The sequence below is a fragment of the Bradyrhizobium sp. Leo114 genome (assembly GCF_055229415.2).
In genome coordinates, this window is sequence record NZ_JBUYEN020000014.1 from 1 (window position 1) to 23,243 (window position 23,243).

The window sequence follows — 23,243 nt, forward strand, 5'->3', positions numbered from 1 at the left end:
TTGGAGGATGGACCGCCTACTATGGAAAGCCTGGTCCAAAGGTGATGCGCCTGGGCCTCGAAGCCTTCCGTCGCATCAAATACGGCACCACTTTGAGGCTCAAAAATGTGTGAATCGGATAGCCGGTGACCGGGCTCTTTTGCCACCGTCATCCTCAGGGATGTTTCCATCCCCCAGGACTTAGCGCCAGCGTCGGGGCGCCAGGACCACACGACTTCGCCGTCCGTGATGTGTGCGCTCGTCAGTCGCACGCATCGCGTCCACCGCATCTCACCGCAACGTTCGTGACGATCGCGAGCCGCCCCTCATCCGCCGTGAGACGCGCGGAGTTAAATCATTGATTTGCCCGACGGCGAAAGCGGAATATTTTTCACCCGATGGCTGGACGCCCCAAATCAGCTTGAGATCATTCAACAAATTGGATTCCACGCGCGCCAGATTCCCGGGGTCGCCCCGGATCTCCCTGCACCGACGCGAAGCAAGATCGCGACTTTGATTTGCCCGTCAGGCACTGGGCAAGCGACAAGCACCGATGCCAACGGGAGAACTTGAATGCGTTTCCCGTCCACCGTTCGAGCGGCGCAGCACACGACGGCTACTTATCGCCGTTGAATAGGCTCAAGCGTGAGCGAGCTACGTTTTTCACCGATTCCACCGCGAACGGCAGGATCTTATAAGGGACAACTTCGTGGGGCTGTTGGGCCAGCCCCTCCTCCAAGCCTCGTCTCCAGGCCACCCGCAATTCAGTATTGATGTGGATGATATTGATCCCAGCGGCGATTGCCTTCCGCAAGTCTTCGTCGTCGGTTCCCGATCCGCCATGCAGGGTAAGCGGCACTCGGGCCGCGCTCTTGATCTCGGCGATTCTCTGGATATCCAACCGCTTCCGTGTTTGTCCCTGCACCATGCTCTTTAGCATCCCATGCATGTTGCCCACGGCCGGAGCGAGGATGTCGACCGCTGTAGAGTCGACAAACTGTTTCGCTTCTGCAGGAGAGGTTAAGCCCCTCGACAAGTCGGGAGCTTCTTCATGTATCTCAGAACCGGTTCCAATGTCGCCGATCTCTCCCTCGACAAGGACGTCGGGATTGATTGCTTTGAGAGCTTCGACCGCTTCTTTTGTTTGCCGTACATTCTGCTCGAATGGCAGCGCGGAAAGATCGAAGACGATAGCGTCAAATCCGGCCCTGACCGCTTCGACGGCCTTTGCCAGGGAATGCGTATGATCTGCGTTAAGGAATATTGGGGAGTCGCATTCCTCACGCAACCTCCGCACCAGAGCCGCAATTTCCGAGAGTCCGAAAAACTCCCGCTCGCCCTCGGATACACCGACCACCACCGGGACCTTAAGTTCCTGCCCGGCTGCCGACACCGCCTTCAATAGAACCCAATCGCCGACGTTGAAATGGCCGATCGCGACACCGTCTTTCTGACTCTGCTCCAAAGCATCCCGCAAGCCTTGCATCGAGAGCCTCCTCATAGAAGTTGCTGCGTAGTGCTCTGCACCATACTCGCATAGCTGGGTCTCCTCTTGCCTCTCTCGACGCGAAGTCACGGGCATTTGAATGCAGGGGCGCTCAATCCATTATGGCCGGTTACGAGCTGCTGGGCCGGAAGCAGCCAGCTGTTTTCCGGGCTGAGAGATCATCGATCTCGTGGGATAGCAGTCTGGCTTCATGCGACCGAGGCTCCGCACGCGCCAAGCCTGTTGCGATCACCGCGATCTATCACTCCTCCGCGCGTGCCTGCGTCCAGACCGCGATCGGCTGCTCGAGCCCGCGGATGGTCTGCGGGACCTGGGCCATCAGTGGACGAAACACCGCTTCTGCACTGTCGAGTTCGATCCTGGCCTGCCTGACGAGATCGTCGCTCGCTACCAGCGCGCAGCCGAGCGCGCGGGTCAAGGCTTCGAGCCGGCTGGCGGCGTTCACGGTCGAACCGATGACCGCGAATTCGAGACAAGTCACTCCGATGTCGCCGAGCACGACCGGCCCATAATGCAGGCCAAAGCTGACGCGGATCGGAATCTCGCCGGCCGTTTTGCGCTGGTTGTTCCATCGATCCGCTGCCGCCATCATCGCCTGCGCGCAGCGTAGCGCGTTAATGGCGTCAGCCTTTCCGACAAACGGCGTGCCGAAGGTCGCCATCAGCCCGTCGCCGAGATATTTGTCCAGCGTGCCGCTGTGACGGAAAACCTCCTGCTCCATCAGTGCGTGGAATTCGCGCAAGGTGCGCACGACCTCGTCCGGCATGCGCGCGTCGGCAAAGGCCGTGAAGCCGACGATGTCGACGAACAGCACCGCGACGTTTTGCGTGCGCACCTGCTTCAGTGGCTCGTCATGCCCTGACAATTCCTCGACTACGTTCGGCGAGAAGTAGCGCGCGAGATTGCCGCGTTCGCGCTCCACCGCGGCATGCCGGATCAGGAGATCATTGCTGCGGCGCACCGCCACGGCGAGCGTCACCGCGACGATCATGAACACGACGATCTCCTGGATGCGCTCGCCGAACACGATCGAGTTGGGCGAGATCAGTTGAAACAGCCTGTGATCGCCGCCGATCGCCGCGGCGATGCGGGCGGTCAGCGCGGGATCGCGATCAGGCTGCCACCACACCCAGGCAATGCCGATGATCCAGAGGGCGGAGGTCCATGTTCCGACCGCGATGACCGTTCGCCAGGAATAGGTCAGCGTCGCGCCCGATAGAATCACGAAAAAATAGATGAAGTTGCCGAAATGGAGTTGCATCGCCGCTGGCCAGTGCCCGGAGCCGAAGGGATTCGGCCCCACGATGACGAACGTCAGCAGCGCGAGGTCGCAGAACAGCAGCGCAAGCTCCGGCCTCGACACGCCGACCCGCCCAACCCTGACCTGAGCCCAGCCGATCAGCGCGAACAGGCCCAGCAGCGCCACATAATATAGCTGCTCCCATGCCGGGTTGATAATCGGCAACAGGCAGGCGATTACGGCGAGCGCGACATAGCGCGCCCGCACCGCGAGCCGCAGGCCCTCCCGCTTAGCCGCCGCGAGCGCGGCCTGCGCAAACTGAACGGTGTCAGTTTCGGTGTCGCGCCGACTGCGCGCACGGAGCAACGCGGCGGGCAAGTCGAGGCGCTCGACAAGCGTGGTCACGGGCGGTCTCCTTCGAGCGGGCGGCTGCAGCACAATTACGGACGCAATCAACCATCAGTCTAGTGATACATAAGTTTCAGGTCATCAGCTAAGGCTGAAGGCCGACTCGCGAGGATGGATATCCGCAATATGCTCGGTAGCCGTATCAACCAGGCATCGCGGGAGGTGCGTTCCGGGTCAGCACGCGACCTCGATGAGAGACGCGCGGAGTTAGGTCACTGATTTGCCCGACCGCGACAGCGGAATGTTTTTTGCGCGAGAGCTGGACATGTTTCTGCTGATTTGCCCGTCCCGTTGATTTGTCACACCCAAAGCAACCACAACATCATTGCGAGCGCAGCGAAGCAATCCATAGCGCACCAAGTGGAGGCATGGATTGCTTCGCTGCGCTCGCAATGACGGGGCTGTTATTCCGGGGCATCGCGAAGCGATGAGCCCGGAATCCATCGAGCCGCGGGTGCGGGTGGAGAAATGGATTCCGGGTTCGCGCTTCGCGCCCCGGAATGACGGCGGTTGTCACAGCCCATCCGGCGGCGGGCCGGATGCGCCTGCGGCCACCGGGCGTTTGCGCTTGTGCTCGCGGTAGAAGGCGTAGAGGCCGGACAGCACGATGATCGATGCGCCCGCGATCATCATGGCGTCGGGCACATCGCCGAAGATGAGATAGCCGAGCAGCATGGCCCATAGCAGCGCGAGATAGCGGAACGGCGCCACGGCGGAGATATCGCCGGTGCGCAGCGCCACGATGACGCACTGGTAGCCGATCAGGACAAGGACCGCAGCCATCGCCAGGAGGCCGAGCGCACCGGCGGATGGCGGGGTCCAACCGCCAAGCGGGACGAGGATGACGGCGCCGGTTGCGGTCACCGTGACTGTTGTCAGCAGCGTGACGAACAGCGATGGAATCTGCGCCGGTATCTGCCTGGTCGCGAGATCGCGCAGCGCGCAGAAGACCACCGAGATCAAGGCGAGCAGCGCGAACTGGTTGAAGCCCTCGGCGCCTGGCCGAACGATGATGAGAACGCCGACAAAGCCGGCGATGATCGCAAGCCAGCGCCGCCAGCCGACGGGCTCGCCGAATGCCAGCGCGGCGCCGAGCGTGACGAGCAGCGGCAGCGCCTGGAGGATCGCGGAGATATTCGCGAGCGGCAAATGCGAGAGGGCCGCAAGGTACGAGACCGTTCCGCCGACTTCGCCTGTTACCCGCAGCGCGACCGGCCCTACCAGGAGCGTCCGAAGCGACCGCATCGCGCCCTGATGGAATGCCAGCGCCGCGATCAGCGCAATAGCAACGATGCCCCGCACCAGCATCACCTGGCCGAAGTTCATCTCCGCTGACACGACCTTGGTGATCGCATCGTTGATCGTGAAGCCCGCCGTGGCCACCGCCATGAACAGGCTTCCGCGGACGTTGGGGGAAAGCGCCAAGGGAAAATGCCGAGTTGGCTAGAAGTGATGAAATTCGATCGGTACCGTGTCGAAGGTCCCTCACCTCTCCCCAGCGGGGAGAGGTCGAATTGCGCAGCAATTCGGGTGAGGGGATCTCGCTCTATCGAGGGACTGTAACCCCTCACCCGGCGCTGCGCGGCGACCTCTCCCTATGGGAGAGGTGAAAGCAGAGTTACCGCTCGCCTCTATTCAACGTGGCGTGGTCCGAAGCGATCGCACCACACTATCTTCTCTTACGTCGCGCCCGCCTTTTGCGCGTATTCCCAGGATGCCTTGGACAGCGGCACCGTGCGCTTGGCGGACTCGATCGCCTTCGCGTTCGCGGCGGTGCCGTCGCGGATGCGGCCGGCGATACCCTGCGTGATGCCCGCGAGGCGGAACAGGTTGTAGGCGAAGTACCAGTTGAGATCAGGCACCGCCATGTTGGTGACGTTGCAATAGATCTGCGCGGCCTCTTCCATGCTCGGAATGTTCAGCGCCTTGAGATCGGCGTCAGCAAGCCCCGACATGGTCCATTGCATCAACAGATAAGTGAAGTCGGCCATGGGATCGCCGAGCGTCGACAATTCCCAATCGAGCACCGCCAAGACGCGCGGCTCGGTCGGATGGAAGATCATGTTGTCGAGGCGGTAATCGCCGTGAACGATCGAGACCCGTTCCTGCTGCGGCACCGTCTTCGGCAGCCACTCGGCCACCTTCTCGAATTCTTCGATGTGCTGCGTCTCGGACGCGCGGTACTGCTTGGTCCAGCGATCGATCTGGCGCGCGAAATAATTGCCGGGCTTGCCGAAATCGCCAAGCCCGATCGCTTCGGGATTGAAGACGTGGAGTTTCGCCAGCGTCTCGATCTTGCTGGTGAAGATATTGCGCCGATCCTCCGGCTGCTGGCTCGGCAATGTCGGATCCCAGAACACCCGGCCCTCTTCAAAGGACATGATGTAGAAGGTGGCGCCGATCACGGAATCGTCGGTGCAGAGCGCGTAGGCCTTGGCGACCGGAAAGCCCTGCTTGCCGAGCGCGGCGATCACGCGGAACTCGCGATCGACCGCGTGCGCGGACGGCAACAATTTACCGAACGGCTTGCGCCGCATCACGTAAGCGCGACCGGGCGTCTCGAGCTTGTAGGTCGGATTGGACTGACCACCCTTGAATTGCAGGACTTTCAGCGGTCCCTGAAAGCCGTCGATATGCTCCTGCATCCAGCGGGCAAGGCTTGCCTCGTCGATGCGATGCCGTTCCTCGACTTCCCGGGTCCCGGAAAATTCTTCGTCCTTCCTGACGCCGTCCGCCACGATGACGCTCCCTCACTCTTTTTGGGGAGCGCCATCTGGGCGTTCCCGGTCAGTGTGTAGTGTTTGCATACTTCCGAAGTTCAAGTCTGGCAATGGCGCGGTTATGCACCTCGTCCGGACCGTCGGCCAGCCGCAGCGTGCGAATGCCGGCATAATCCTTCGCCAGCCCTGCATCGTCGGACACGCCGCCGCCGCCATAGGCCTGGATCGCCTCGTCGATGATCTTCAGCGCCATGTTCGGCGCCGCAACCTTGATCATGGCGATCTCGAGCTGAGCGGTCTTGTTGCCGACCTTGTCCATCATGTCGGCGGCCTTGAGGCACAAGAGGCGCGTCATCTCGATATTGGTGCGGGCCTCGCCGATGCGCTGCTCCCACACCGAGTGCTCGATGATCTTCTTGCCGAAGGCGGTGCGCGACATCAGCCGCTTCACCATCTTCTCCAGCGCCTCCTCGGCCTTGCCGATGGTGCGCATGCAGTGATGGATACGGCCGGGGCCGAGGCGGCCCTGCGCGATCTCGAAGCCGCGGCCTTCGCCGAGCAAGAGGTTCGACGCCGGCACGCGCACGTTTTCGAGCAGCACCTGGGCGTGGCCGTGCGGCGCGTCGTCGAAGCCGAACACCGGCAGCATCTTCTCGACCTTGATGCCGGGGGTGTCGAGCGGCACCAGGATCTGCGACTGCTGCTGATGCCGGGCCGCCGAAGGATCGGTCTTGCCCATCAGGATCGCGATCTTGCAGCGGGGATCGCCGACGCCCGACGACCACCATTTGCGGCCGTTGATCACATAGTGATCGCCGTCGCGCTCGATGCGGGTCTCGATGTTGGTGGCATCGGACGAAGCCACCGCGGGCTCCGTCATCAGGAAGGCGGAGCGGATCTCGCCGTCGAGCAGCGGCCGCAGCCACTGCCGCTTCTGCTCCTTGGTGCCATAGCGGAACAGCACTTCCGTGTTGCCGGTATCGGGCGCCGAGCAGTTGAAGACTTCGGACGCCCAGGTGATGTGGCCCATCTCTTCGGAGAGCAGCGCGTATTCGAGATTGGTCAATCCCGCGCCGTGAAATTCGTCGTCATCATGCGAGGACGGCGGCAGGAACATGTTCCAGAGACCCTCGGCCTTGGCCTTCTTCTTCAGCTCCTCGAGGATCGGGATCACCTTCCAGCGCGGCCCCTCCTCGTCCTGCTTCCTGTAGATCGGCACCGCCGGGCGAACATGCGTGGTCATGAACGACTGCACGCGGTTCAGCCATTCCCTCTGCTTGTCCGACATCGTGAAATCCATGGGACGCTCCTCGTTTCCTAGACTTTGGGCCGCACTGTCTTCCCGCCGCCCGCGCGCCGCAAGGCCCGACCGCGGATGACAACGACTGTGGCGTGCCAGAACGCCATCGCGCATATCAGCGGATTGACATTTTCCAGCCTTCAAACGATAGTTTCATACAAATGTTTGAAATGCAACTCCCTCGACGGGGGTGATCCAAATGGCCAGCGACCAGACCCGTACCGCCATCCTCGCCGCCGCCGAGCGGCTCTATGCCGACCGCGGCTTCGGCGACGTCACGCTGCGCGACATTGTCGCGGAGGCGAACGTCAACCTCGCCGCGGTGAACTATCACTTCGGCTCTAAGGATGAATTGATCGCGGAACTGTTCGTCACCCGCAGCATCCAGCTCAACCGCGAACGGCTCAGGCTGTTGCAGGCTGCCGAGGAAGCAGGCGATGGGCGCGCCTCGATCGACGCGATACTGCGCGCCCTCGTCGGCCCGACCTTGCGCGGCTGTCTGGGCCCGGAGAACCAGCGCTCGACCGCAGCACGTTTCATGATACGGGTCTCGATCGAGTCAGTGCCGCCGATCCGCCGCATCCGGAACCGCGAGATCGATCATTTGCGCAAGTTCATTGCGGCGATGCGGCAGTCGCTCCCCGGACACAGCGATGTCGAACTCTATTGGGGCCTGCACTTCGCGCTCGCCATGGCGCAGCAGACCGTGCGCGACAGCGAGCGGCTGACGAAGCTGTCGGAAGGCAAATGCGACGTCGACGATGTCGAAGGGATCATCGAGCGCGTCGTCTCGGTCGCAGCGATGGCGCTGACGACGGGTGATGCCGCGAGCAAGGCGCCGGCGCGCATGCTCGCACGCGACGCGCGCTAGCTGCTATCAGCTAATTCAACACAGAGGCAGTCTCAGACGCGATCGGACCCGTGCCACTGGCCTGGGCCATGCCGTACGCTGCAAACGCAACCGCGGCGTTGGCCTGGATCATCACCAGATCCGGTTTCTTGTTGCCCATGAACGTGATCCGGAAATGGTAGAACGGAATCTGCTGCGCTCCGACCGTTTGATAGGCCAGCACGGCCTGAACGTCGGCGACGTTATTCCCTGCGTAGTTGGCCGCCAAAATCGAAAACCGGCAGGTGCCGTCGGGATTGTTGGTGGGACAAGTATAGTGCCAGTTATAAACCGCAGATCCTGGCGGAAACGATTGCGCAATGGCTGGACTTGCAAGAAGCGCCGCAAGTAAAGGTAAAGCGGAGCGAGCGAGCTGCATCGGTCATTCTCCCCTCACAATTACAGATACAAAGGCGGCTAATTAGATACCCTTCGACGAAATCTGTCTTTCAATTTCGCGGCACAATATGACGTTTGCCTAGGCCAGCAACGGGCGCGCACCGCTCCCAGCGGCCGTAGCCCGGGTGGAGCGAAGCGTAACCCGGGGAAAGCCTGCGCGATGCCCGACAGATCCCAGGTTGCGCTTCGCTCCAGCCGGGCTACGCTCTGCCGTAACGCCTAAACGATCCCCTTCGCCTTCAAGCCCTCGATCCTGGCTTCGTCATAGCCGAGCTTGCCCGACAGCACTTCCTTGGTGTTCGCGCCGAGCAGCGGCGGTGCGCGGTAGTCCTTGATCGGCGTGCCTGAGAACGTCAGCGCGTTGCGGATCAGCGACAGCGAATGCTCGAAGGGATGGTCAACCTTGACCTCCATGCCGCGCGAGCGGACATGCTCGTCGGCAAACATCTGCGCGAAATCGTTGACGGGGCCGGACGGCACGCCGGCCTTCTCCAGCTGTTCCAACCAGTAGGCGACCGGCTTCTTGAGGAACAGGCCCGCGAAGATCGCCATGATCTCTTTGCCGTGCACGACGCGGTTGTTGTTCTTGATAAAGCGCGGGTCCTTGGCGAGCTCGGGCTCGCCGAGCACGGCGCAGGTGCGCTCGAATTGCGCGTCGTTGCCGACCACCAGCATCAGTTCACCGTCGGTGCAACGGAACACGCCGGCCGGCATGCCGCCATTGCCCCAGGTGCCGCGGCGCGGCGGCGTCTTGCCGTTGACGAGATAGATCTGCGCGTAGTGCGAGAGCGAGGCGATCACGGTGTCGAACAGGCAGACGTCGACATGCTGCCCCTCCCCGCCCCTGGCATCACGATGGTAGAGCGCGGACAGGATTCCGATCGAAGTGTTCATGCCGGTCATGTAGTCGACGATGGAGGGGCCGACTTTCATGGGGCCGGCGCCGGGCTCGCCATCCATATGGCCGGTGACGCTCATCAGCCCGCCCATCGCCTGGAAGATCGCGTCATAGCCGGCGCGCGGCGCATAGGGGCCGGTCTGGCCGAAGCCGGTCACCGAGCAATAGATGATGCGCGGGTTGATCTTCTTGATCGATTCGTAATCGAGCCCGTAGCGCTTGAGATCGCCGACCTTGTAGTTCTCCATCATCACGTCGACGCCTTTGGCGAGCTCACGGATGATCTCCTGCCCTTCCGGTCTGGCGATATTGACCGTGACCGACTTCTTGTTGCGGTTGGCGCAGAGATAGAACGAGTTGTTGTTGTTCTCCTTGCCATCGGGGTCCTCCAGATAAGGGGGACCGAAGGCACGCGCGTCGTCGCCGGTGCCGGGACGCTCGATCTTGATCACCTCGGCGCCGAGATCGCCCAGCATCTGCGCCGACAAGGGACCCGCGAGCACACGCGTCAGGTCGAGAATCTTGATGCCCGAGAGTGGCAGAGCCGACATGAAAACTTCCTCCGCAGAAACTTATGCTCTTGTGGCGCGGGAACAGAGGTCCGGCCGCGCTGTCGAACAGCGGATACACTATTTTCCAACGGCGAGTACTGCGCTCTCGGCATGAAGCTATCCGCCTATCTTTAGGCGACCAGCGCGATCCGCGTCCCGTGATAAATTTTTCGTGTATTTTCAATAGCTTGAAAGCAGAGGACGCGTGCGGCGGGATCGGCTGACACAAGGCCGGGAGGCCGGTGCAGGCCTTGACGTGCGAGCAGGGTCGCGGCGGACGTGGCACGGTCTCGCCGCGGGTTTGACTATTCCGGCTGCAGATTGGCGGCCGCAACCACGCGACCCCATTTCGTGATTTCGGCATCAACGAATTTTGCGAATTCGCTGCCGAACAGTTTGCCCGGCTCGACGCCCTGGCTTGCGAACTTCTCCTTGATGGCGGGATCGGCAAGCACATCCCGGATCACGGTCACCAGCCTGTAGACGGCGGATTCGCCCGCTTGCGGCATGTAGAGGCCGAACCAGGCCGTGGCCTCGAAACCCTTCAGGCCTGCTTCATCGAGCGTCGGCACGTCCGGCAGCGTCGCCGCGCGCTCCCGGCCCGTCACCGCGAGCACGCGCAGCGTTCCGGCCGCAGCTCCAGGGATCACCGTCGGCAACGTGTCGAACATGATCGGCACATGGCCGCCGATCAGATCGTTCATCGCGGGGGCCGCTCCTTTGTAGGGAACGTGCACGATATCGACGCCCGCCATCTGCTTGAACAATTCGCCCGAGAGGTGATTGGCGCCGCCTACGCCGGAGGAAGCAAATGACAGCTTGCCCGGCTGCGCCTTCGCCATCGCGATCAATTCGCCGACGTTTTTGGCCGCGAAATCCCGACCGACCACCAATGCATTTGGCGCGGTCGCGATGACGGCGACGGTCGAGAATGCGGTGCGGGTATCGTAAGGCAAACTCTTCCGCAGGCTCGGGTTGATGACGTGATGTGTCGCGGTGAGCAAAAGCACGCTGCCGTCGGGCGGCGCCGCCGCGACCGACTGCGAGCCGATCACGCCCGATGCCCCGGCGCGGTTATCGACGACCACGGTGATGCCGTGCCTGATCTCGAGCGATTGCGCCACATAGCGCGCGAGAATGTCGGTCGTCCCTCCCGCCGGGAACGGCACGACGATCTTGATCGACCTTGGCAGATCCTGCGCCGATGCCATCGGCGCAGGGCCAAGGAAAAGCAGTGAGCAAGCGATCGCGACCAGCCTTCTCATCGTCCTATCCTCGCGCGCATTCGCGCAAGCCGCCGGCATCAGGCTGCCGCGGTTGCGACCGGAAACTCCACCATGGCTTCGCCGATGGCGACCTGCTCGCCATTCTGGTTCTTCACCATGACATCGATGAGTACCCAGCGGGATTTGGTCGTGACCTGTTTGGATTTGATGACGCCGGTGGGCTGGATCGTATCGCCGGGCCGCACCGGCTTGAGCCAGCGGGTCTCGAGGCGACGATGAATAGCGCTCGGCGGCGTTGCCCAATCGGTCAGCATGCGCGTGAGCAGGCCGAAATTGTTCATGCCATGCATGATGATGCCGCCGAAATTGGTCTTGCCGAAATTGCCCTTCATATATTCGTCGTCGAGGTGCAGCGGATTGTAATCGAGCGAGCCGTCGCAGAATAACCGGATCGACTCCCGCGACACCGCGAACCTCGGACCCTCGATGCCGTCGCCGGCCTTGAGCTGATCGAAACTGACTGTCATCGCTTGCCGCTCCTCACATCGGACGAATGGTCTGACCGCGACCCGAACAGATCACGTCGCCATGCTGATTGAAGAAGACGTTGTCGTGCACGACGAACAGCCGCTCGCGCCGGATGAACTTGTCGAGCGCGCGCGCCTGCAACGTGATGGTGTCACCCGGCCGTGCCGGAATGTTGTAGCTCCATGACTGCCCGGCATTCACGGTGCCCGGGCTTCGCATCCAGTCGTCGGTGGGCGTGCAGGCGAACATCAAGAGGATGTGGATCGAAGGCGGTGCGACCAGGCCGCCGTAAGGGCCGGCCTTCGCCGCGGCCTCGTCGAGATAGAGCGGATTGGTCTCGCCGACGGCCTTGCAGAACAGAGCGATCGCCTCCTGTGTCAGCTTGTACGGCAAGGTCTTGCGCGGCTCGCCGGGCACGATCTCGTCCCAGACCTTTCGCGATGTCGCGTCCTTCCAGAAATCGGTCTCGAAGTCTGCGCTTTGCGAGCTTGAGGCTTGCGCCATCCGCTCCACTCCCCTAATTGTTCGCCTGGCGAACTGTTCGTTCGTTATACGAACCACCACTAAACCACCCGGCCGGACCTGGCAAGGGCCAACCACGCATGCGCCATGAGCAAGGACAGTGATGAATTCGTGCGCTCGATCGCGCGCGGCTTTTCGATCGTCGAAGCGCTCGGAAAACCTCCGGGCCGCCACACGCTCGCCGAAGCCGCGCAGATCGCCGACCTCAGCCGTGCGACCGCGCGGCGGATCCTGGCGACGCTCGTCACGTTGAACTACTGCGCCTCCGACGGCCGCTATTTCTCGCTCAAGCCGCGGGCATTGGGATTAGGCCTGTCGTATCTCAACGCGCTGCCCTATTGGGGCTACGCCCAGCGCGCGCTGGAGGATCTGCGCAACGAGATCGGCGAATCCTGCGCGCTGGCGGTGCTCGACGAACGCGAGATCGTCTATGCGCTGCGGCTGCCTGCGCGGCGGATTCTGTCCACCAATCTCGGCATCGGCAGTCGCCTGCCCGCGCATCTCGTCTCGCTCGGCCGGGTGCTGCTCGCAGCGCTTCCACCGGAGAAACGCGCCGCCTATCTTGCGAGCGGCGACTTCAAGCCGGTGACACCGCGCACGGAGACCGATCCGCAGCGGATCGGCGCGATCCTCGGCCGCGTCGAGAAAGAAGGCTACGCCTGGGTCGATGGCGAACTTGACCCGGCCATCTGCGGCATCGCGGTGCCGCTCCGCGACCAGATCGGCGCAGTCGTCGCCGCCATCAGTATCAACATGATCTCGGGCGCGATGAGCGAGGCCGCCGCCAAGAAGAAATACCTGATCCCGCTGAAGAAGACCGCGCAGGACATTCGCAGCCAGATGGTTTCCGCGCGATAGCGAGGGATCAACGATCGGCGCTGATCCCTCGCGGCGATATCCACGGATGCGAAGTTAGGCCGCTGCGGCGTTGCGGCGCGCGGGCGCTTTTTTCCCCGTCGCCGCTTCGTTGATGATGCGAACGATCAGCGCTCGCGTATCCCGCTTGGCGAACTCATCGGCCAACGACGCGGCCCGCATGCGGTAGCCTGGCTTTTCGAGCACGGTCCGAACCGCCTCGCGCAGAACCCGCGGATCCGGCTGATTGGTCGCCAGGTTGATGCCGACGCCGGACCACGCGACGCGCGCGTTCACATCGGCCTTGTCTTCGGTCAGCCCGGCGCTGACGATCGGAATTCCATAGCTCATGGCCTGATTGACGCTGCCGTAGCCGCCATTGGTGACGAACACATCCGCCTTGCGCAGGATCCACTCGAACGGCAGGTAGCTGGCGACGCGGGCATTGGACGGAATCGGGCCGGGAATCGTATCGACCGGACGACCGCCGGTGGTCGCCACCACCAGCAGATCCGGCTCGTTCGCAAGGGCCTGGAGGGTCGGCGCGACGAGAAGACCGAAATTGTGATTTGCGACCGTCCCCTGCGTGACCAGCACCACCTTACGCGAGCCATCGAGGTCGGCGGCCCACGGCGGCACCGGCGCCTGGTTCGGGATGATCGGAGGCGTACCCACGAAATGAACCGTGGGCGGGAGCTTGCGCGGGAACTCGAAGCTCGGCACCGACAATTGCAGATAGGCATCGGCGAGCGCGACAACGGATTCGAACATCGGCATGGACAGCGGCCCCACGCCAAACTTCGCCAATACACCGTTCAGGCGCTCCGCCACGGGCTCGTTGACGATCCCGTCGAATTCCTGCGCGATGACGGCATACTTGTCGCGGTCAGCCTGGGTGGCAGCGGGCGGCAGCCCAAGAAACAGTGGCGCGCCATCATCGCGGGTCCAGTGCAGGATCGAAGTCCCGCAGAGAACGACGGGAGGCCGGTTTGCCCGCTGACCGAGCAGCATCGGAAGCACGCCGAAGATCATGTCATCGCCCACGACGACGTCGGGCCGGACGTCGCGCAACGCGAGCTGCAATCCGGCATGTTGCGCCGGTATGGCGTCCACGAACAGCCGTTCCATGGCGATGCGAAGCCATTGCGGTCCCGGCGCGATAGTCTTGAGCTCGGGAACGACCTCATCCATCACGCGCAGATCGAAGTCGGCACCGGCGGGAAGCGCCCGGAAGCCGGCACCGATGGCCTCTACCCGCGGCCGCAGCACGCTGCCGGTCAGGAATGTAACCTCGTGTTGCTCGTCGATGAGGCCGCGGGCGACTGCAAGCAGCGGATTGAGATGGCCGGTTGCAGGCGTCGAAGCGATGAGAACTTTCATTGTGATCCTCCAGCATGAACATCGGCGCGGAAGACCATCTCGCCTTGAGAAGGCCCGGCCGGCTCAAGGAGGACTCTGGCGAAGCATCGCTACGCTTCGACTTCGAACGGCGAGAGAATGGTTACGGCTGAAATAGGATTGAGTCAGCGGAGGGCAACTCACGTCACATTCGCGAGCACCCCCCGAGCGATATCGAACGGATGCGGCGCGAAGTTACGCAGCCGCGGCCTTGCGACGCGCGGGCGCTTTCCTTCCGGTCGCCGCTTCGTTGATGATGCGGACGATCAGCGATCGCGTATCGCGCTTGTCGAACTCAGCGGCCATCGACGCGGCCCGCGTGCGGTAGCCCGGCTGTTCGAGCACGGCCCGGACCGCCTCGCGCAGGGCCTTCGGATCCGGCTGATTGGTCGCCAGATTGATACCGACGCCGGACCACGCGATGCGTGCGTTCACATCGGCCTTGTCCTCGGTCAGCCCGGCGCCCACGATCGGGATTCCATAGCTCATGGCCTGATTGACGCTGCCATAGCCGCCATTGGTGACGAACACATCCGCCTTGCGCAGGATCCACTCGAACGGCAGGTAGCTGGCCACGCGGGCGTTGGAGGGAATCGCACCGGGGATCGTGTCGACGGGACGACCGCCGGTGGTCACCACCACGAGCAGATCCGGCTCGTCCGCAAGGGCTTTGAGCGTCGGTGCGACGAGAAGCCCGAAATCGAAATTGGCGAACGTTCCCTGCGTGACCAGCACCACCTTGCGCGAGCGGTCGAGTTCACCGGCCCATGACGGCACCGGCGCCTGATTCGGAATGATCGGAGGCGTACCGACGAAATGGACCGTGGGTGGCAGCTTTCGCGGAAACTCGAAGCTCGGCACCGACAGTTGCAGATAGGCATCGGCCAGCACGACGACGGACTCGAAGAGAGGCACGGACAACAACCCGACGCCCAGTCCGGCCAAGAGCTCATTTATGCGGCGCGTCGCGGGCTCGTTGACCACGCTGTCATACTCCTTGGCGATGACGGCATAGCTGTCACGATCGGCCTGTGTGGCTGCAGGTGGCAGTCCAAGGAAGAGAGGCGCACCGTCCTCACGAGTGGCGTGCAGGATCGAGGTTCCGCATAGCACCACGGGAGGACGGCTTGCCCGCGGACCGAGCAGCATCGGAAGCACACCAAAGAACATGTCGTCGGCCACGACGACATCGGCCTGGATTTCGTGCACCAGCTGCCGCAAACCGGCAAGTTGCGCTGGCATGGTGTCGACAAAAAAGCGCTGAAGGGCGATGCTCAACCATTGCAGCCCCGGCTCGACATTCTTGAGCTCCGGCACGGCCGCATCCATGTCCCGGAGATCGAGGTCAGCGTCGGCGGGAAGCGCCCGGAATTTCGCACCGATTGCCTCTACCCGCGGCCGCAGCGCGCTGCCGGTCAGGAATGTAACATCGTGTCGTTCGTCGATAAGGCCATGGGCCACCGCCAGCAGCGGATTGAGATGGCCGGTTGCGGGCGTGCAGGCGATGAGAACTTTCATGTGATCCTCCAGCGTGAACGATCGGCGCGGTGGGACCTTCTCGCCTCGAGAAGGCCCGGCCGACTCACGGAGGACTTTGGCGAAGCGTCGCTACGCTTCGGCTTCGAACGGCGACCGAATGGTTACGGCTGAAATGAAGTTGCACCGCGCTGACCGCTACGCTTCGGAAGGCTTCGCAAGCGGAGCTTCGGCTACCGCGTCGTCGTTCGCGGCCGGCCTTCTGGTCCGCAGCAGCCGCAGAACGAACACGAAGAAGGCCGGGACGAAGAAGATCGCGAGAACCGTCGCGGAGATCATGCCGCCGAGAACGCCGGTGCCGATGGCGTTCTGGCTGGCCGCGCTGGCGCCTGATGCGATGGCGAGCGGCACCACGCCGAGCGTGAAGGCGAGCGACGTCATGATGATCGGCCGGAACCGGACACGAGCGGCGTCGACCGCGGCATCAGCCAGCGATCTGCCTTCCGCGTAGTAGTCCTTGGCGAACTCCACGATCAGGATGGCGTTCTTTGCCGACAGGCCGATGATCGCGATCAGTCCGACCTTGAAGTAGAGGTCGTTTGGCATTCCCCGGAGCATCACGGCCAGGACGCAGCCGATCACGCCGAGCGGCACGACGAGCATGACCGAGAGCGGGATCGACCAACTTTCATAGAGGCCGGCGAGCAGCAGGAAGACGAAGAGGATGCTGAGGCCGAACAGGATCGGCGCCTGCGATCCCGATTTGATCTCTTCCAGCGACTGACCGGTCCATTCGGAGCCGATACCGTTCGGCAGCTCCGAAGCGAGGCGCTCCATCTCGGCGATCGCCGCGCCCGACGAATTGCCTGGAGCCGGCTCGCCCGCGATGCGCACCGTGGGGTAGCCGTTGTAGCCAACGATCTGCGGCGATCCCTTCTGCCACTGGGCCATGGCAAACGAGGACAAAGGCACCATGCCGCCGCCCGCATTGCGGACGTTGAGCTTCAAGAGATCCTCCACCCGCAGGCGGCCGTGATCCCGCGCCTGGATGATGACCCGCTGCATACGGCCGGCGTTCGGAAAGTCGTTGATGTAGGACGATCCGAGGTTAGCCGTGATCGTGTTGTTGATGTCGGCGAAGGTCACGCCGAAGGTGTTGGCCTTCTCGCGATCAATAACAAGAAGAACCTGCGCCGCATCCGACAACCCTTCAATGCGAAGGCCCGCGAGCACCGGGCTCTTGCCGGCCTTCTCCATCAGCTCGGCCGCCGCGTCCGTGAGCGCCGCCTGACCGAGGCCATTGCGATCCTGAAGACGGAAGACGAAGCCGCCTGTCGTGCCGAAGCCGTCGATCGGGGGCGGCGAAAGCGCGAAGCTGGTGGCGTCCTTCAACGCAAACAATTGCCCGTTGGCGCGATCGGCGATCGCCTGGGCGGATTGGCCCGCGCCGCGCTCGCTCCAGTCCTTGAGGGTGACGAACATCAAGGCGGCGTTGGCGCCGTTGCCCGAGAAGCTGAAGCCCTGAATGGCCACGATATCGCGCACGGCAGGCTCCGTCTTGAAAATCTCCTCGATCTGCTTGATCGACGCCAGTGTCCGGTTGGCGCTGGCTTCGGGCGGGCCCTGGATATCAACGACCAGAAAGCCCTGATCCTCGTTCGGGAGGAAGGCGGTGGGGAGGCTGACGAAGAAGTAACCGAGGCCAATGACCAAAGCGAGATAGATCACCATCATGCGCCCGGCCCGCCGCACGATGCCGCCGGCAGCGTCGGTGTAGCGATCGGTCAATGCTTCGAATTTGCGATTGAACCAGCCACCAATCCCCTTCTTCTCATGATGACCAGGCTTGATCGGTTTGAGGAACGTCGCGCAAAGCGCCGGGGTCAGCGACAGCGCCAGAAATGCCGAGAACAGGATCGAAACCACCATGGTCAGGCTGAACTGGCGATAGATGATGCCTGTCGAACCAGGGAAGAACGCCATCGGGATGAAGACGGAAGACAGAACGAGCGTGATCCCGAGGATGGCGCCCGTGATCTGTTTCATGGCCTTCGTGGTGGCGTCCTTCGGTGAAAGCCCCTCCTCCGCCATGACGCGCTCGACGTTCTCGACGACGACGATGGCGTCATCGACGAGGATGCCGATCGCCAGCACCATCGCGAACATGGTCAGGACGTTGATCGAAAAGCCCGCCGCCAGCATGACCGCGCCGGTGCCGAGCAATGCGATCGGCACCACCAGCGTCGGGATCAGCGTGTAGCGGAAGTTCTGCAGGAAGACGAACATCACCACGAAGACGAGCACGACCGCTTCGAGCAGCGTCTCCAGGACCTTCTTGATCGAGGCAGACACGAAGGGACTGGTGTCGTACGGCACCGAATATTTCACGCCCTGCGGGAAGAACCGCGACAATTCCTCCATCTTCGCCTGGACCGCACGCGACGTCGCGACTGCGTTGCCGGTTGCGGAAAGCTGGATGCCCACAGCGGCGCTCGGCTGACCGTTCAGGCGGCTGGAGAAGTTGTAGTTCTCCGCGCCGAGCTCGAGGCGGGCAACATCCTTGAGCCGAACCGTACTGCCATCAGGGTTTGCCCGCAGCACGATGTTGCCGAATTCTTTGGTATTGACGAGCTGTCCCTTGACGAGAACGGTCGCCGTCAGGTCGGTGGTGACCGGATTGGGCGATGCGCCGATCTGCCCGGCCGCGACCTGCGCGTTCTGCGCCATGATTGCGCCGTTGATGTCGGCGGCGGTCAGCCCGAGGCCGACCATCTTGTCCGGATCGATCCAGACGCGCATCGCGCGCTGAGCGGCAAACAACTGCGCGCGCCCCACTCCGCCAAGACGGCGCAGTTCGCCAAGCACGTTGCGACTGAAGTAGTCGCCGAGCGCGACTTCATCGAGCTTGCCATCGGTGGACGTGAGCGACACGATCATGAGGAAGCCGGCCGAAGCCTCTTCCACGGTCACGCCCTGCGCGGCCACCGCCGCCGGCAGTCGCGATTGAATTCGCCGCAGCCTGTTCTGCACGTCGACCGACGCCTGCTCGATGCTGGTGCCGGCCTCGAAAGATACGTTGATGCTGATCGAGCCAGACGTGTCCGACGTCGATTCGAAATACATCAATCTGGCGGCGCCATTCAGTTCCTCCTCGATCAGGCGCGTGACGCCCTGATAGATTTCCTGCGGCGAGGCCCCTGGATACGACGTCGAAATCGTCAGTTGCGGCGGCGCGACCTTGGGGTACTGCGCGACCGGCAGCAGCGGAATCGCGATGACACCGGCAATGCAGATGAACAGGGCGAAGACCCAGGCAAGGACCGGCCGCCTGATGAAAAACTGAGCCATCGGATCACCTCGCCCGGCTGGTCGGCTGGTCGGCGGAGATTTCTGCTTCCCGATCGGCAGGCTTCCATGGCTCCGGGACAACCTTGCCGCCCACCCGCACCTTCTGCACGCCATCGACGACGACGCGCTCGCCTTCCTTCAGGCCGGACTCGACGATCCATTCCGAACCGAGTGCCTGTCCAAGCTCGACGTCACGCGTCTCCGCAATCCCGCCTTCCGATAGGAGGTAGACCTGCGCCCTGCCGTCGCGTGCCCGGGTCACGGCACGCTGAGGTATGGTGATGGCGCCCTCGCGAACCGCCTGCGCAATGCGCACGCGAACATACATGCCCGGTAACAGGTCGTGTTTCGGGTTCGGGAATTCGGCGCGCAGAGTGACCTGCCCGGTGGTGGAATCGACGCTGGCGCTGGCGAACAGCAATCGCCCCGCTTCCGCATAGAGGCCGCCGTCGTCGAAAACGAGTTCGACCCGAGCCTCTCCCGGCGCCGGGCTGGCGAGCTTGCCTTCCTCAACGGCGCGCTTGAGCGTGAGCAGGTCTTGCGCCGACTGCGTGAAGTCGACATAGACGGAATCCACCTGCTGGATCAGTGCCAGATTCTGCGTTCCATCGGCGGTGACGAGCGCGCCCTCGGTGACCAGGGCGCCGCCGATGATGCCGCTGATGGGCGCGCGAACCTCGGTGTAATCGAGATTGATCTTCGCCTCGGCGAGCGCGGCTTCGGCCAATGCGACGTCGGCATCGGCCTGGGCAAGGGTCGCAGTTGCCGCATCCAGGTTCACGCCGCTGGTGGCGTCGCGGTCGTGAAGGGTCTTCTGGCGCTCGAACTGCTGTTTCGCATTTTGCTGAACGGCCTTGGCGCGCCGCAGCGAGGCTTCGGCGCTCGCCACGCGCACCTGGAACAGCTTCGGATCGATGCGGTACAGGACGTCGCCTTCCTTGACCGGAGTGCCCTGCGTGAACACGCGCGCCTGAAGGATTCCGGAGACACGCGCGCGAACCTCGGAGATGCGCGTCGCAGCGATGCGGCCCGGAAGCTCGTTCACGACCGGAACGGGATGCGCCTTGAGTTCGATCACGCTGACCGCAGGCGGCGGCAGTTCCGCGCCTTGCTGCGCGGCAACCCCACCGATCGTTAGCGCAAGGAACGCCGCCGCTGCCAGATAAGTCCTCACGCGCGGCAGAGGTCTGCTGCTGTACATGTCTTGATTTCCTTGAGTGTCAGCCAGTTGTCGGCGGCATCAGCTTTCGTCGGGATAGGACGTGTAAATCGTCCTGATGCCCGCCAGGATTTCGGATCGCTCGGCTGCGTCCCACTGGTGGAAGCCGAAGAGTTCGGTGCAGTAAAAGCCGGTCAGCGCCAGGTAGGCCATCAGCGCCGCTTTCGGCCGCAGGCCCGCGGCCATCGCGCGCAGGTCGGCCAGGGTCCAGTCGCGCATCTGCTCCTGGATCTTCTCCTCGCTCGACATCGAGGCACTGATCGCGAGCGCGACCGCCTTGTCCCGATCGTCGGGAATTCGCTCGGCCACCGCGATCCGGCCGAACAGTTCGGGATGCGGCGCGCCGGCGTTCTCCGCCACGCTCGCTTCGATGCGCTCAAGCTCTACCTTGACGCGGCGGTCGATCAACGCCTCCAGCAGCGCGCTCTTGGACCTATGGTCGTAGACGACCCGCGACTTGCTGACGCCAGCTTCCTGGGCCACCGCATCGATCGAGAGCCCCGCGGCCCCGAGACGGATAACCACCCGCTCCGCGGCATCGAGGATATCGTCGGTCGTGATTTTGCGTGTCCTGGACAACTGGCGCTCCGTAACCGTTCGAGTACGAACGTTCGTGTTTTAATTCAAGTAAAGATTTGCTGATATCAGACGATTTGGCAGGTATCGGTTGTCGTGCCCGGCCTCAAAGACGGCCAACTCGCGCACAACCGATTGAAATATTTAAGTATTCTGTGTTCGCCGGGTATTCCTTGGCGCCATCCGCCGATCGGACGCCGCCCCGGGCTCGCAGGACCAGCGCGAGTTCGCGACGTCCGCGATGGGTCCGAAGTCAGCCCTTTTTCTTTTTGGCCGGCTTAGCCGCCTTGACCGGCTTTGCCGCCGGCGGCTTTTCTTCGGCGGCCTTCTTCATCGATCGCGCATAGCTGTCGGCCACATTCTCCGCCGTGATTTGCAGCCTTCTCGCCGCCGCCGCTGCCGACGCGAGCGTGTTCTTGGCGAGGTGTTTATGGCGTTCCTTGGTCTCTTTGTCCTTGGCCTTGACGGCCATTCCCATCAGACGGCCATGCTGCTTCCTGGCGGCATCAGTGATCGCCTTGGCCTGCTTCTTTGCCATCGACCGAATCAGAACGTCCAAATCCCCTGCCGCCATTTCTCTTCCCTGCGCTCAGATCTCGCGCAGCGTGATACACTGGCCTTCCTTTCCGATCAATTTACGGAGCGCACCTGGCGCACATGGATTGCCGAGCGGCCGGACTCCGAGGAAGGACAGCAGTTCAAGTGCAACCGACGACGCGCCAGGCGAAGTTGCGAAGCGGCGTCGATCGCCATTGAAAACCCCCGATGCCTGCCGCAAGCGTAGACTTTAAAAATATTTTGGTGATGAAAACCCTGATGGTCAGCAAGCGAAAAGAGCTCCCTGAACGGCCCGGCCATTCCTCTTTCGGGAATGATCCGAAAATCCAAATGCCTGCCCGCGTTTACAGAAGCGGTAACAGGCTGTCTTCTCAATGCGCGCACGCCCTCGATTTTGACCGGCAAGCGTCCCCATGACTCTGCGCGGCTGCAGCCAAGCGGCCACAGCCTCTCACTCGCAATTCGCGTGAATGCGCATGTCGCGCGGCGTCATGCCGTAGTAGTTTCGGAAGGCGCGATAAAATGTTGCAAGGCTATCGAAACCACAGGCATAGGCGACATCCGCGACGGGCCGTGACGGCGCCATTGCCAGCAGTTCGCCAGCTTTGCGCACCCGCAAGGCCGTCAGCGTGCGCGAAAATGAGAGCCCCGTCGGCTCGAACAACACATGAACCTGCCGCAGCGATATTCCGAGCTCTTGCGCGACGGCCGCGGGCGACAAGCCCGGCTGGTGGAGATTGCGGACGAGAATGTCGCGCGAGGCATAGTAGAAGCCCGAACGCAGCGCCGCGCGACACTCGGGCATTCCAGGCAAAAGACGGCCCCGCGCCAGCATGGCCAATCTTGCGACATGCGTGATCTCTGCCGACGGATCGACGACATCGCGCGGCTCCTGCGTCAACGCATGAAACAGCGCGGAGAGTGCCCTGAAGAAAGGACTCTTCTGCAACAGCGTCGCCGCGAAAAGATCATGAGCCGGCGCGCCCAGCAGAAGATCGCCACTTAAGCGGATCTTCAGCATCAGGAAGTCGAAACCGTCCGAACGCTCGGGCGTCCCCTCGAAGGGAGTGTCGGAATGGTTGATGACGATGTCGCCGTCGGCCACACGATGCCCCCGCCCCCGGCCGACATCCATCCAGCCGGCCCCGCGCGTCTGCCACGCAATGCACAGGCTGTCGGCCGGCGTGCGCGCGATATCGCCGCTGGTCCGGCTGACCCGATAGGACGAGGCATGCATCCGCGAGACGATCGCGCCTCCGATATCATCAGCGGAAAATCGCCCCTGAAAGTCGGCGCGGCGCTCGGCCGGCAGCTCGATCGTGACACCGAACAGGCCCTTTCCGCGCACCTCGCGCCAGTGATCGAAGCGATGCTCGGGATCGATGTCGTCGGTCGTAAAGCTGAGCACAGGGGTCTCGTCGTCCAAAAGGAATGAAAAACGTCGTTGTCTCAAAACGGGGCGAGATCGGTGTGCCGGTACCCGGGGGGCCCCGAACCGATCCCATACTTTTCCGGAACACCGTCTCGCCCCGCCCGCCCGCCGGCGCGCAGCCCCACGGCAACCGAAAAGGCGGGGCGCATTGGTCCCATGATGGCGGTCAGGTGTCCTGATGCGGGGCCCGTGGCATTCTGAAGTTTTTCTGATA

20 protein-coding genes are annotated in these 23,243 nt (G+C 62.9%); 3 read left to right on the plus strand and 17 right to left on the minus strand.

The window, feature by feature from the left end; genetic code table 11:
• Positions 1–595 precede the first annotated feature (595 nt).
• The 5 genes from ACZIRK_RS18315 to ACZIRK_RS18335 form a co-directional block, all read right to left on the minus strand.
• Positions 596–1,465 carry a class II fructose-bisphosphate aldolase gene (locus ACZIRK_RS18315; RefSeq protein WP_130231003.1) on the minus strand — a complete coding sequence of 290 codons (870 nt, stop codon included), beginning with the start codon at positions 1,463–1,465 and terminating at the stop codon, positions 596–598.
• A 262-nt stretch (positions 1,466–1,727) separates the two neighbouring features.
• On the minus strand, positions 1,728–3,131 hold the full coding sequence (locus ACZIRK_RS18320) for an adenylate/guanylate cyclase domain-containing protein (protein WP_463327879.1): 1,404 nt from the start codon (positions 3,129–3,131) through the stop codon (positions 1,728–1,730).
• Between the two features lie 516 nt (positions 3,132–3,647).
• On the minus strand, positions 3,648–4,559 hold the full coding sequence (locus ACZIRK_RS18325; protein ID WP_130231007.1) for a DMT family transporter: 912 nt from the start codon (positions 4,557–4,559) through the stop codon (positions 3,648–3,650).
• Positions 4,560–4,813: 254 nt separating this feature from the next.
• Entirely contained in the window at positions 4,814–5,872 is a 1,059-nt protein-coding gene (locus ACZIRK_RS18330) for a phosphotransferase family protein (protein ID WP_130231009.1), read from the minus strand.
• 49 nt (positions 5,873–5,921) lie between these two features.
• A complete protein-coding gene (locus ACZIRK_RS18335) occupies positions 5,922–7,154 on the minus strand; it encodes an acyl-CoA dehydrogenase family protein (RefSeq protein WP_130231011.1) in 1,233 nt (410 codons plus the stop codon).
• A gap of 199 nt (positions 7,155–7,353) precedes the next feature.
• Between ACZIRK_RS18335 and ACZIRK_RS18340 the strand changes: the two genes are divergently transcribed.
• Complete coding sequence (locus tag ACZIRK_RS18340) at positions 7,354–8,025, plus strand: TetR/AcrR family transcriptional regulator (protein WP_130231013.1); 672 nt, start codon at positions 7,354–7,356, stop codon at positions 8,023–8,025.
• Between the two features lie 10 nt (positions 8,026–8,035).
• Here the strand turns inward: ACZIRK_RS18340 and ACZIRK_RS18345 are convergent, their stop codons facing one another.
• The 5 genes from ACZIRK_RS18345 to ACZIRK_RS18365 form a co-directional block, all read right to left on the minus strand.
• Positions 8,036–8,422, minus strand: coding sequence for a hypothetical protein (locus ACZIRK_RS18345; protein WP_155255130.1), 387 nt, complete (start codon positions 8,420–8,422; stop codon positions 8,036–8,038).
• 239 nt (positions 8,423–8,661) lie between these two features.
• Positions 8,662–9,891, minus strand: a complete 1,230-nt coding sequence (locus ACZIRK_RS18350) for a CaiB/BaiF CoA transferase family protein (protein ID WP_130225621.1) — start codon at positions 9,889–9,891, stop codon at positions 8,662–8,664.
• A 305-nt stretch (positions 9,892–10,196) separates the two neighbouring features.
• Positions 10,197–11,156: a Bug family tripartite tricarboxylate transporter substrate binding protein gene (locus ACZIRK_RS18355; RefSeq protein WP_130225622.1), complete on the minus strand. Its 960-nt coding sequence runs from the start codon at positions 11,154–11,156 to the stop codon at positions 10,197–10,199.
• A 38-nt stretch (positions 11,157–11,194) separates the two neighbouring features.
• A complete protein-coding gene (locus tag ACZIRK_RS18360) occupies positions 11,195–11,644 on the minus strand; it encodes a MaoC family dehydratase (protein ID WP_130225623.1) in 450 nt (149 codons plus the stop codon).
• 13 nt (positions 11,645–11,657) lie between these two features.
• Positions 11,658–12,149, minus strand: coding sequence for a MaoC family dehydratase (locus tag ACZIRK_RS18365; protein ID WP_130225624.1), 492 nt, complete (start codon positions 12,147–12,149; stop codon positions 11,658–11,660).
• Positions 12,150–12,254: 105 nt separating this feature from the next.
• Here ACZIRK_RS18365 and ACZIRK_RS18370 point away from each other — a divergent pair, with 105 nt between their 5' ends.
• Positions 12,255–13,025, plus strand: coding sequence for an IclR family transcriptional regulator domain-containing protein (locus tag ACZIRK_RS18370; protein ID WP_463327880.1), 771 nt, complete (start codon positions 12,255–12,257; stop codon positions 13,023–13,025).
• A gap of 54 nt (positions 13,026–13,079) precedes the next feature.
• On the opposite strand, the gene ACZIRK_RS18375 is transcribed toward ACZIRK_RS18370, so the two are convergent.
• From ACZIRK_RS18375 to ACZIRK_RS18400, 6 genes are all read right to left on the minus strand, one after another.
• Positions 13,080–14,402: a glycosyltransferase gene (locus ACZIRK_RS18375; RefSeq protein WP_130225626.1), complete on the minus strand. Its 1,323-nt coding sequence runs from the start codon at positions 14,400–14,402 to the stop codon at positions 13,080–13,082.
• A 213-nt stretch (positions 14,403–14,615) separates the two neighbouring features.
• Positions 14,616–15,938, minus strand: coding sequence for a glycosyltransferase (locus ACZIRK_RS18380; protein ID WP_130225627.1), 1,323 nt, complete (start codon positions 15,936–15,938; stop codon positions 14,616–14,618).
• A 156-nt stretch (positions 15,939–16,094) separates the two neighbouring features.
• Complete coding sequence (locus tag ACZIRK_RS18385; protein ID WP_130225628.1) at positions 16,095–19,244, minus strand: multidrug efflux RND transporter permease subunit; 3,150 nt, start codon at positions 19,242–19,244, stop codon at positions 16,095–16,097.
• 4 nt (positions 19,245–19,248) lie between these two features.
• Positions 19,249–20,445 (minus strand): efflux RND transporter periplasmic adaptor subunit, encoded by a 1,197-nt coding sequence (locus ACZIRK_RS18390; protein ID WP_463327881.1) that lies wholly within the window; start codon positions 20,443–20,445, stop codon positions 19,249–19,251.
• A gap of 39 nt (positions 20,446–20,484) precedes the next feature.
• Positions 20,485–21,042 carry a TetR family transcriptional regulator gene (locus ACZIRK_RS18395; protein ID WP_130225629.1) on the minus strand — a complete coding sequence of 186 codons (558 nt, stop codon included), beginning with the start codon at positions 21,040–21,042 and terminating at the stop codon, positions 20,485–20,487.
• Positions 21,043–21,292: 250 nt separating this feature from the next.
• The gene (locus tag ACZIRK_RS18400) at positions 21,293–21,511 is read right to left on the minus strand and encodes a hypothetical protein (protein ID WP_245474685.1); all 219 of its coding nucleotides are present in this window, start codon (positions 21,509–21,511) and stop codon (positions 21,293–21,295) included.
• 15 nt (positions 21,512–21,526) lie between these two features.
• Between ACZIRK_RS18400 and ACZIRK_RS18405 the strand changes: the two genes are divergently transcribed.
• Positions 21,527–21,823, plus strand: a complete 297-nt coding sequence (locus tag ACZIRK_RS18405; protein ID WP_245474686.1) for a hypothetical protein — start codon at positions 21,527–21,529, stop codon at positions 21,821–21,823.
• Positions 21,824–22,048: 225 nt separating this feature from the next.
• On the opposite strand, the gene ACZIRK_RS18410 is transcribed toward ACZIRK_RS18405, so the two are convergent.
• On the minus strand, positions 22,049–23,005 hold the full coding sequence (locus ACZIRK_RS18410) for a helix-turn-helix transcriptional regulator (protein ID WP_130225632.1): 957 nt from the start codon (positions 23,003–23,005) through the stop codon (positions 22,049–22,051).
• Between the last annotated feature and the right edge of the window lie 238 nt (positions 23,006–23,243).

Excerpts from the sequence above, each read along its gene's own strand:
- ACZIRK_RS18315 (WP_130231003.1), bottom strand. The coding sequence starts at position 1,465 with ATGCAAGGCTTGCGGGATGCTTTGGAGCAGAGTCAGAAAGACGGTGTC.
- ACZIRK_RS18335 (WP_130231011.1), bottom strand. The coding sequence starts at position 7,154 with ATGGATTTCACGATGTCGGACAAGCAGAGGGAATGGCTGAACCGCGTG.
- ACZIRK_RS18340 (WP_130231013.1), top strand. The coding sequence starts at position 7,354 with ATGGCCAGCGACCAGACCCGTACCGCCATCCTCGCCGCCGCCGAGCGG.
- ACZIRK_RS18345 (WP_155255130.1), bottom strand. The coding sequence starts at position 8,422 with ATGCAGCTCGCTCGCTCCGCTTTACCTTTACTTGCGGCGCTTCTTGCA.
- ACZIRK_RS18350 (WP_130225621.1), bottom strand. The coding sequence starts at position 9,891 with ATGTCGGCTCTGCCACTCTCGGGCATCAAGATTCTCGACCTGACGCGT.
- ACZIRK_RS18355 (WP_130225622.1), bottom strand. The coding sequence starts at position 11,156 with ATGAGAAGGCTGGTCGCGATCGCTTGCTCACTGCTTTTCCTTGGCCCT.
- ACZIRK_RS18360 (WP_130225623.1), bottom strand. The coding sequence starts at position 11,644 with ATGACAGTCAGTTTCGATCAGCTCAAGGCCGGCGACGGCATCGAGGGT.
- ACZIRK_RS18365 (WP_130225624.1), bottom strand. The coding sequence starts at position 12,149 with ATGGCGCAAGCCTCAAGCTCGCAAAGCGCAGACTTCGAGACCGATTTC.
- ACZIRK_RS18370 (WP_463327880.1), top strand. The coding sequence starts at position 12,255 with ATGAGCAAGGACAGTGATGAATTCGTGCGCTCGATCGCGCGCGGCTTT.
- ACZIRK_RS18375 (WP_130225626.1), bottom strand. The coding sequence starts at position 14,402 with ATGAAAGTTCTCATCGCTTCGACGCCTGCAACCGGCCATCTCAATCCG.
- ACZIRK_RS18380 (WP_130225627.1), bottom strand. The coding sequence starts at position 15,938 with ATGAAAGTTCTCATCGCCTGCACGCCCGCAACCGGCCATCTCAATCCG.
- ACZIRK_RS18385 (WP_130225628.1), bottom strand. The coding sequence starts at position 19,244 with ATGGCTCAGTTTTTCATCAGGCGGCCGGTCCTTGCCTGGGTCTTCGCC.
- ACZIRK_RS18390 (WP_463327881.1), bottom strand. The coding sequence starts at position 20,445 with ATGTACAGCAGCAGACCTCTGCCGCGCGTGAGGACTTATCTGGCAGCG.
- ACZIRK_RS18400 (WP_245474685.1), bottom strand. The coding sequence starts at position 21,511 with ATGGCCGTCAAGGCCAAGGACAAAGAGACCAAGGAACGCCATAAACAC.
- ACZIRK_RS18405 (WP_245474686.1), top strand. The coding sequence starts at position 21,527 with ATGCTGCTTCCTGGCGGCATCAGTGATCGCCTTGGCCTGCTTCTTTGC.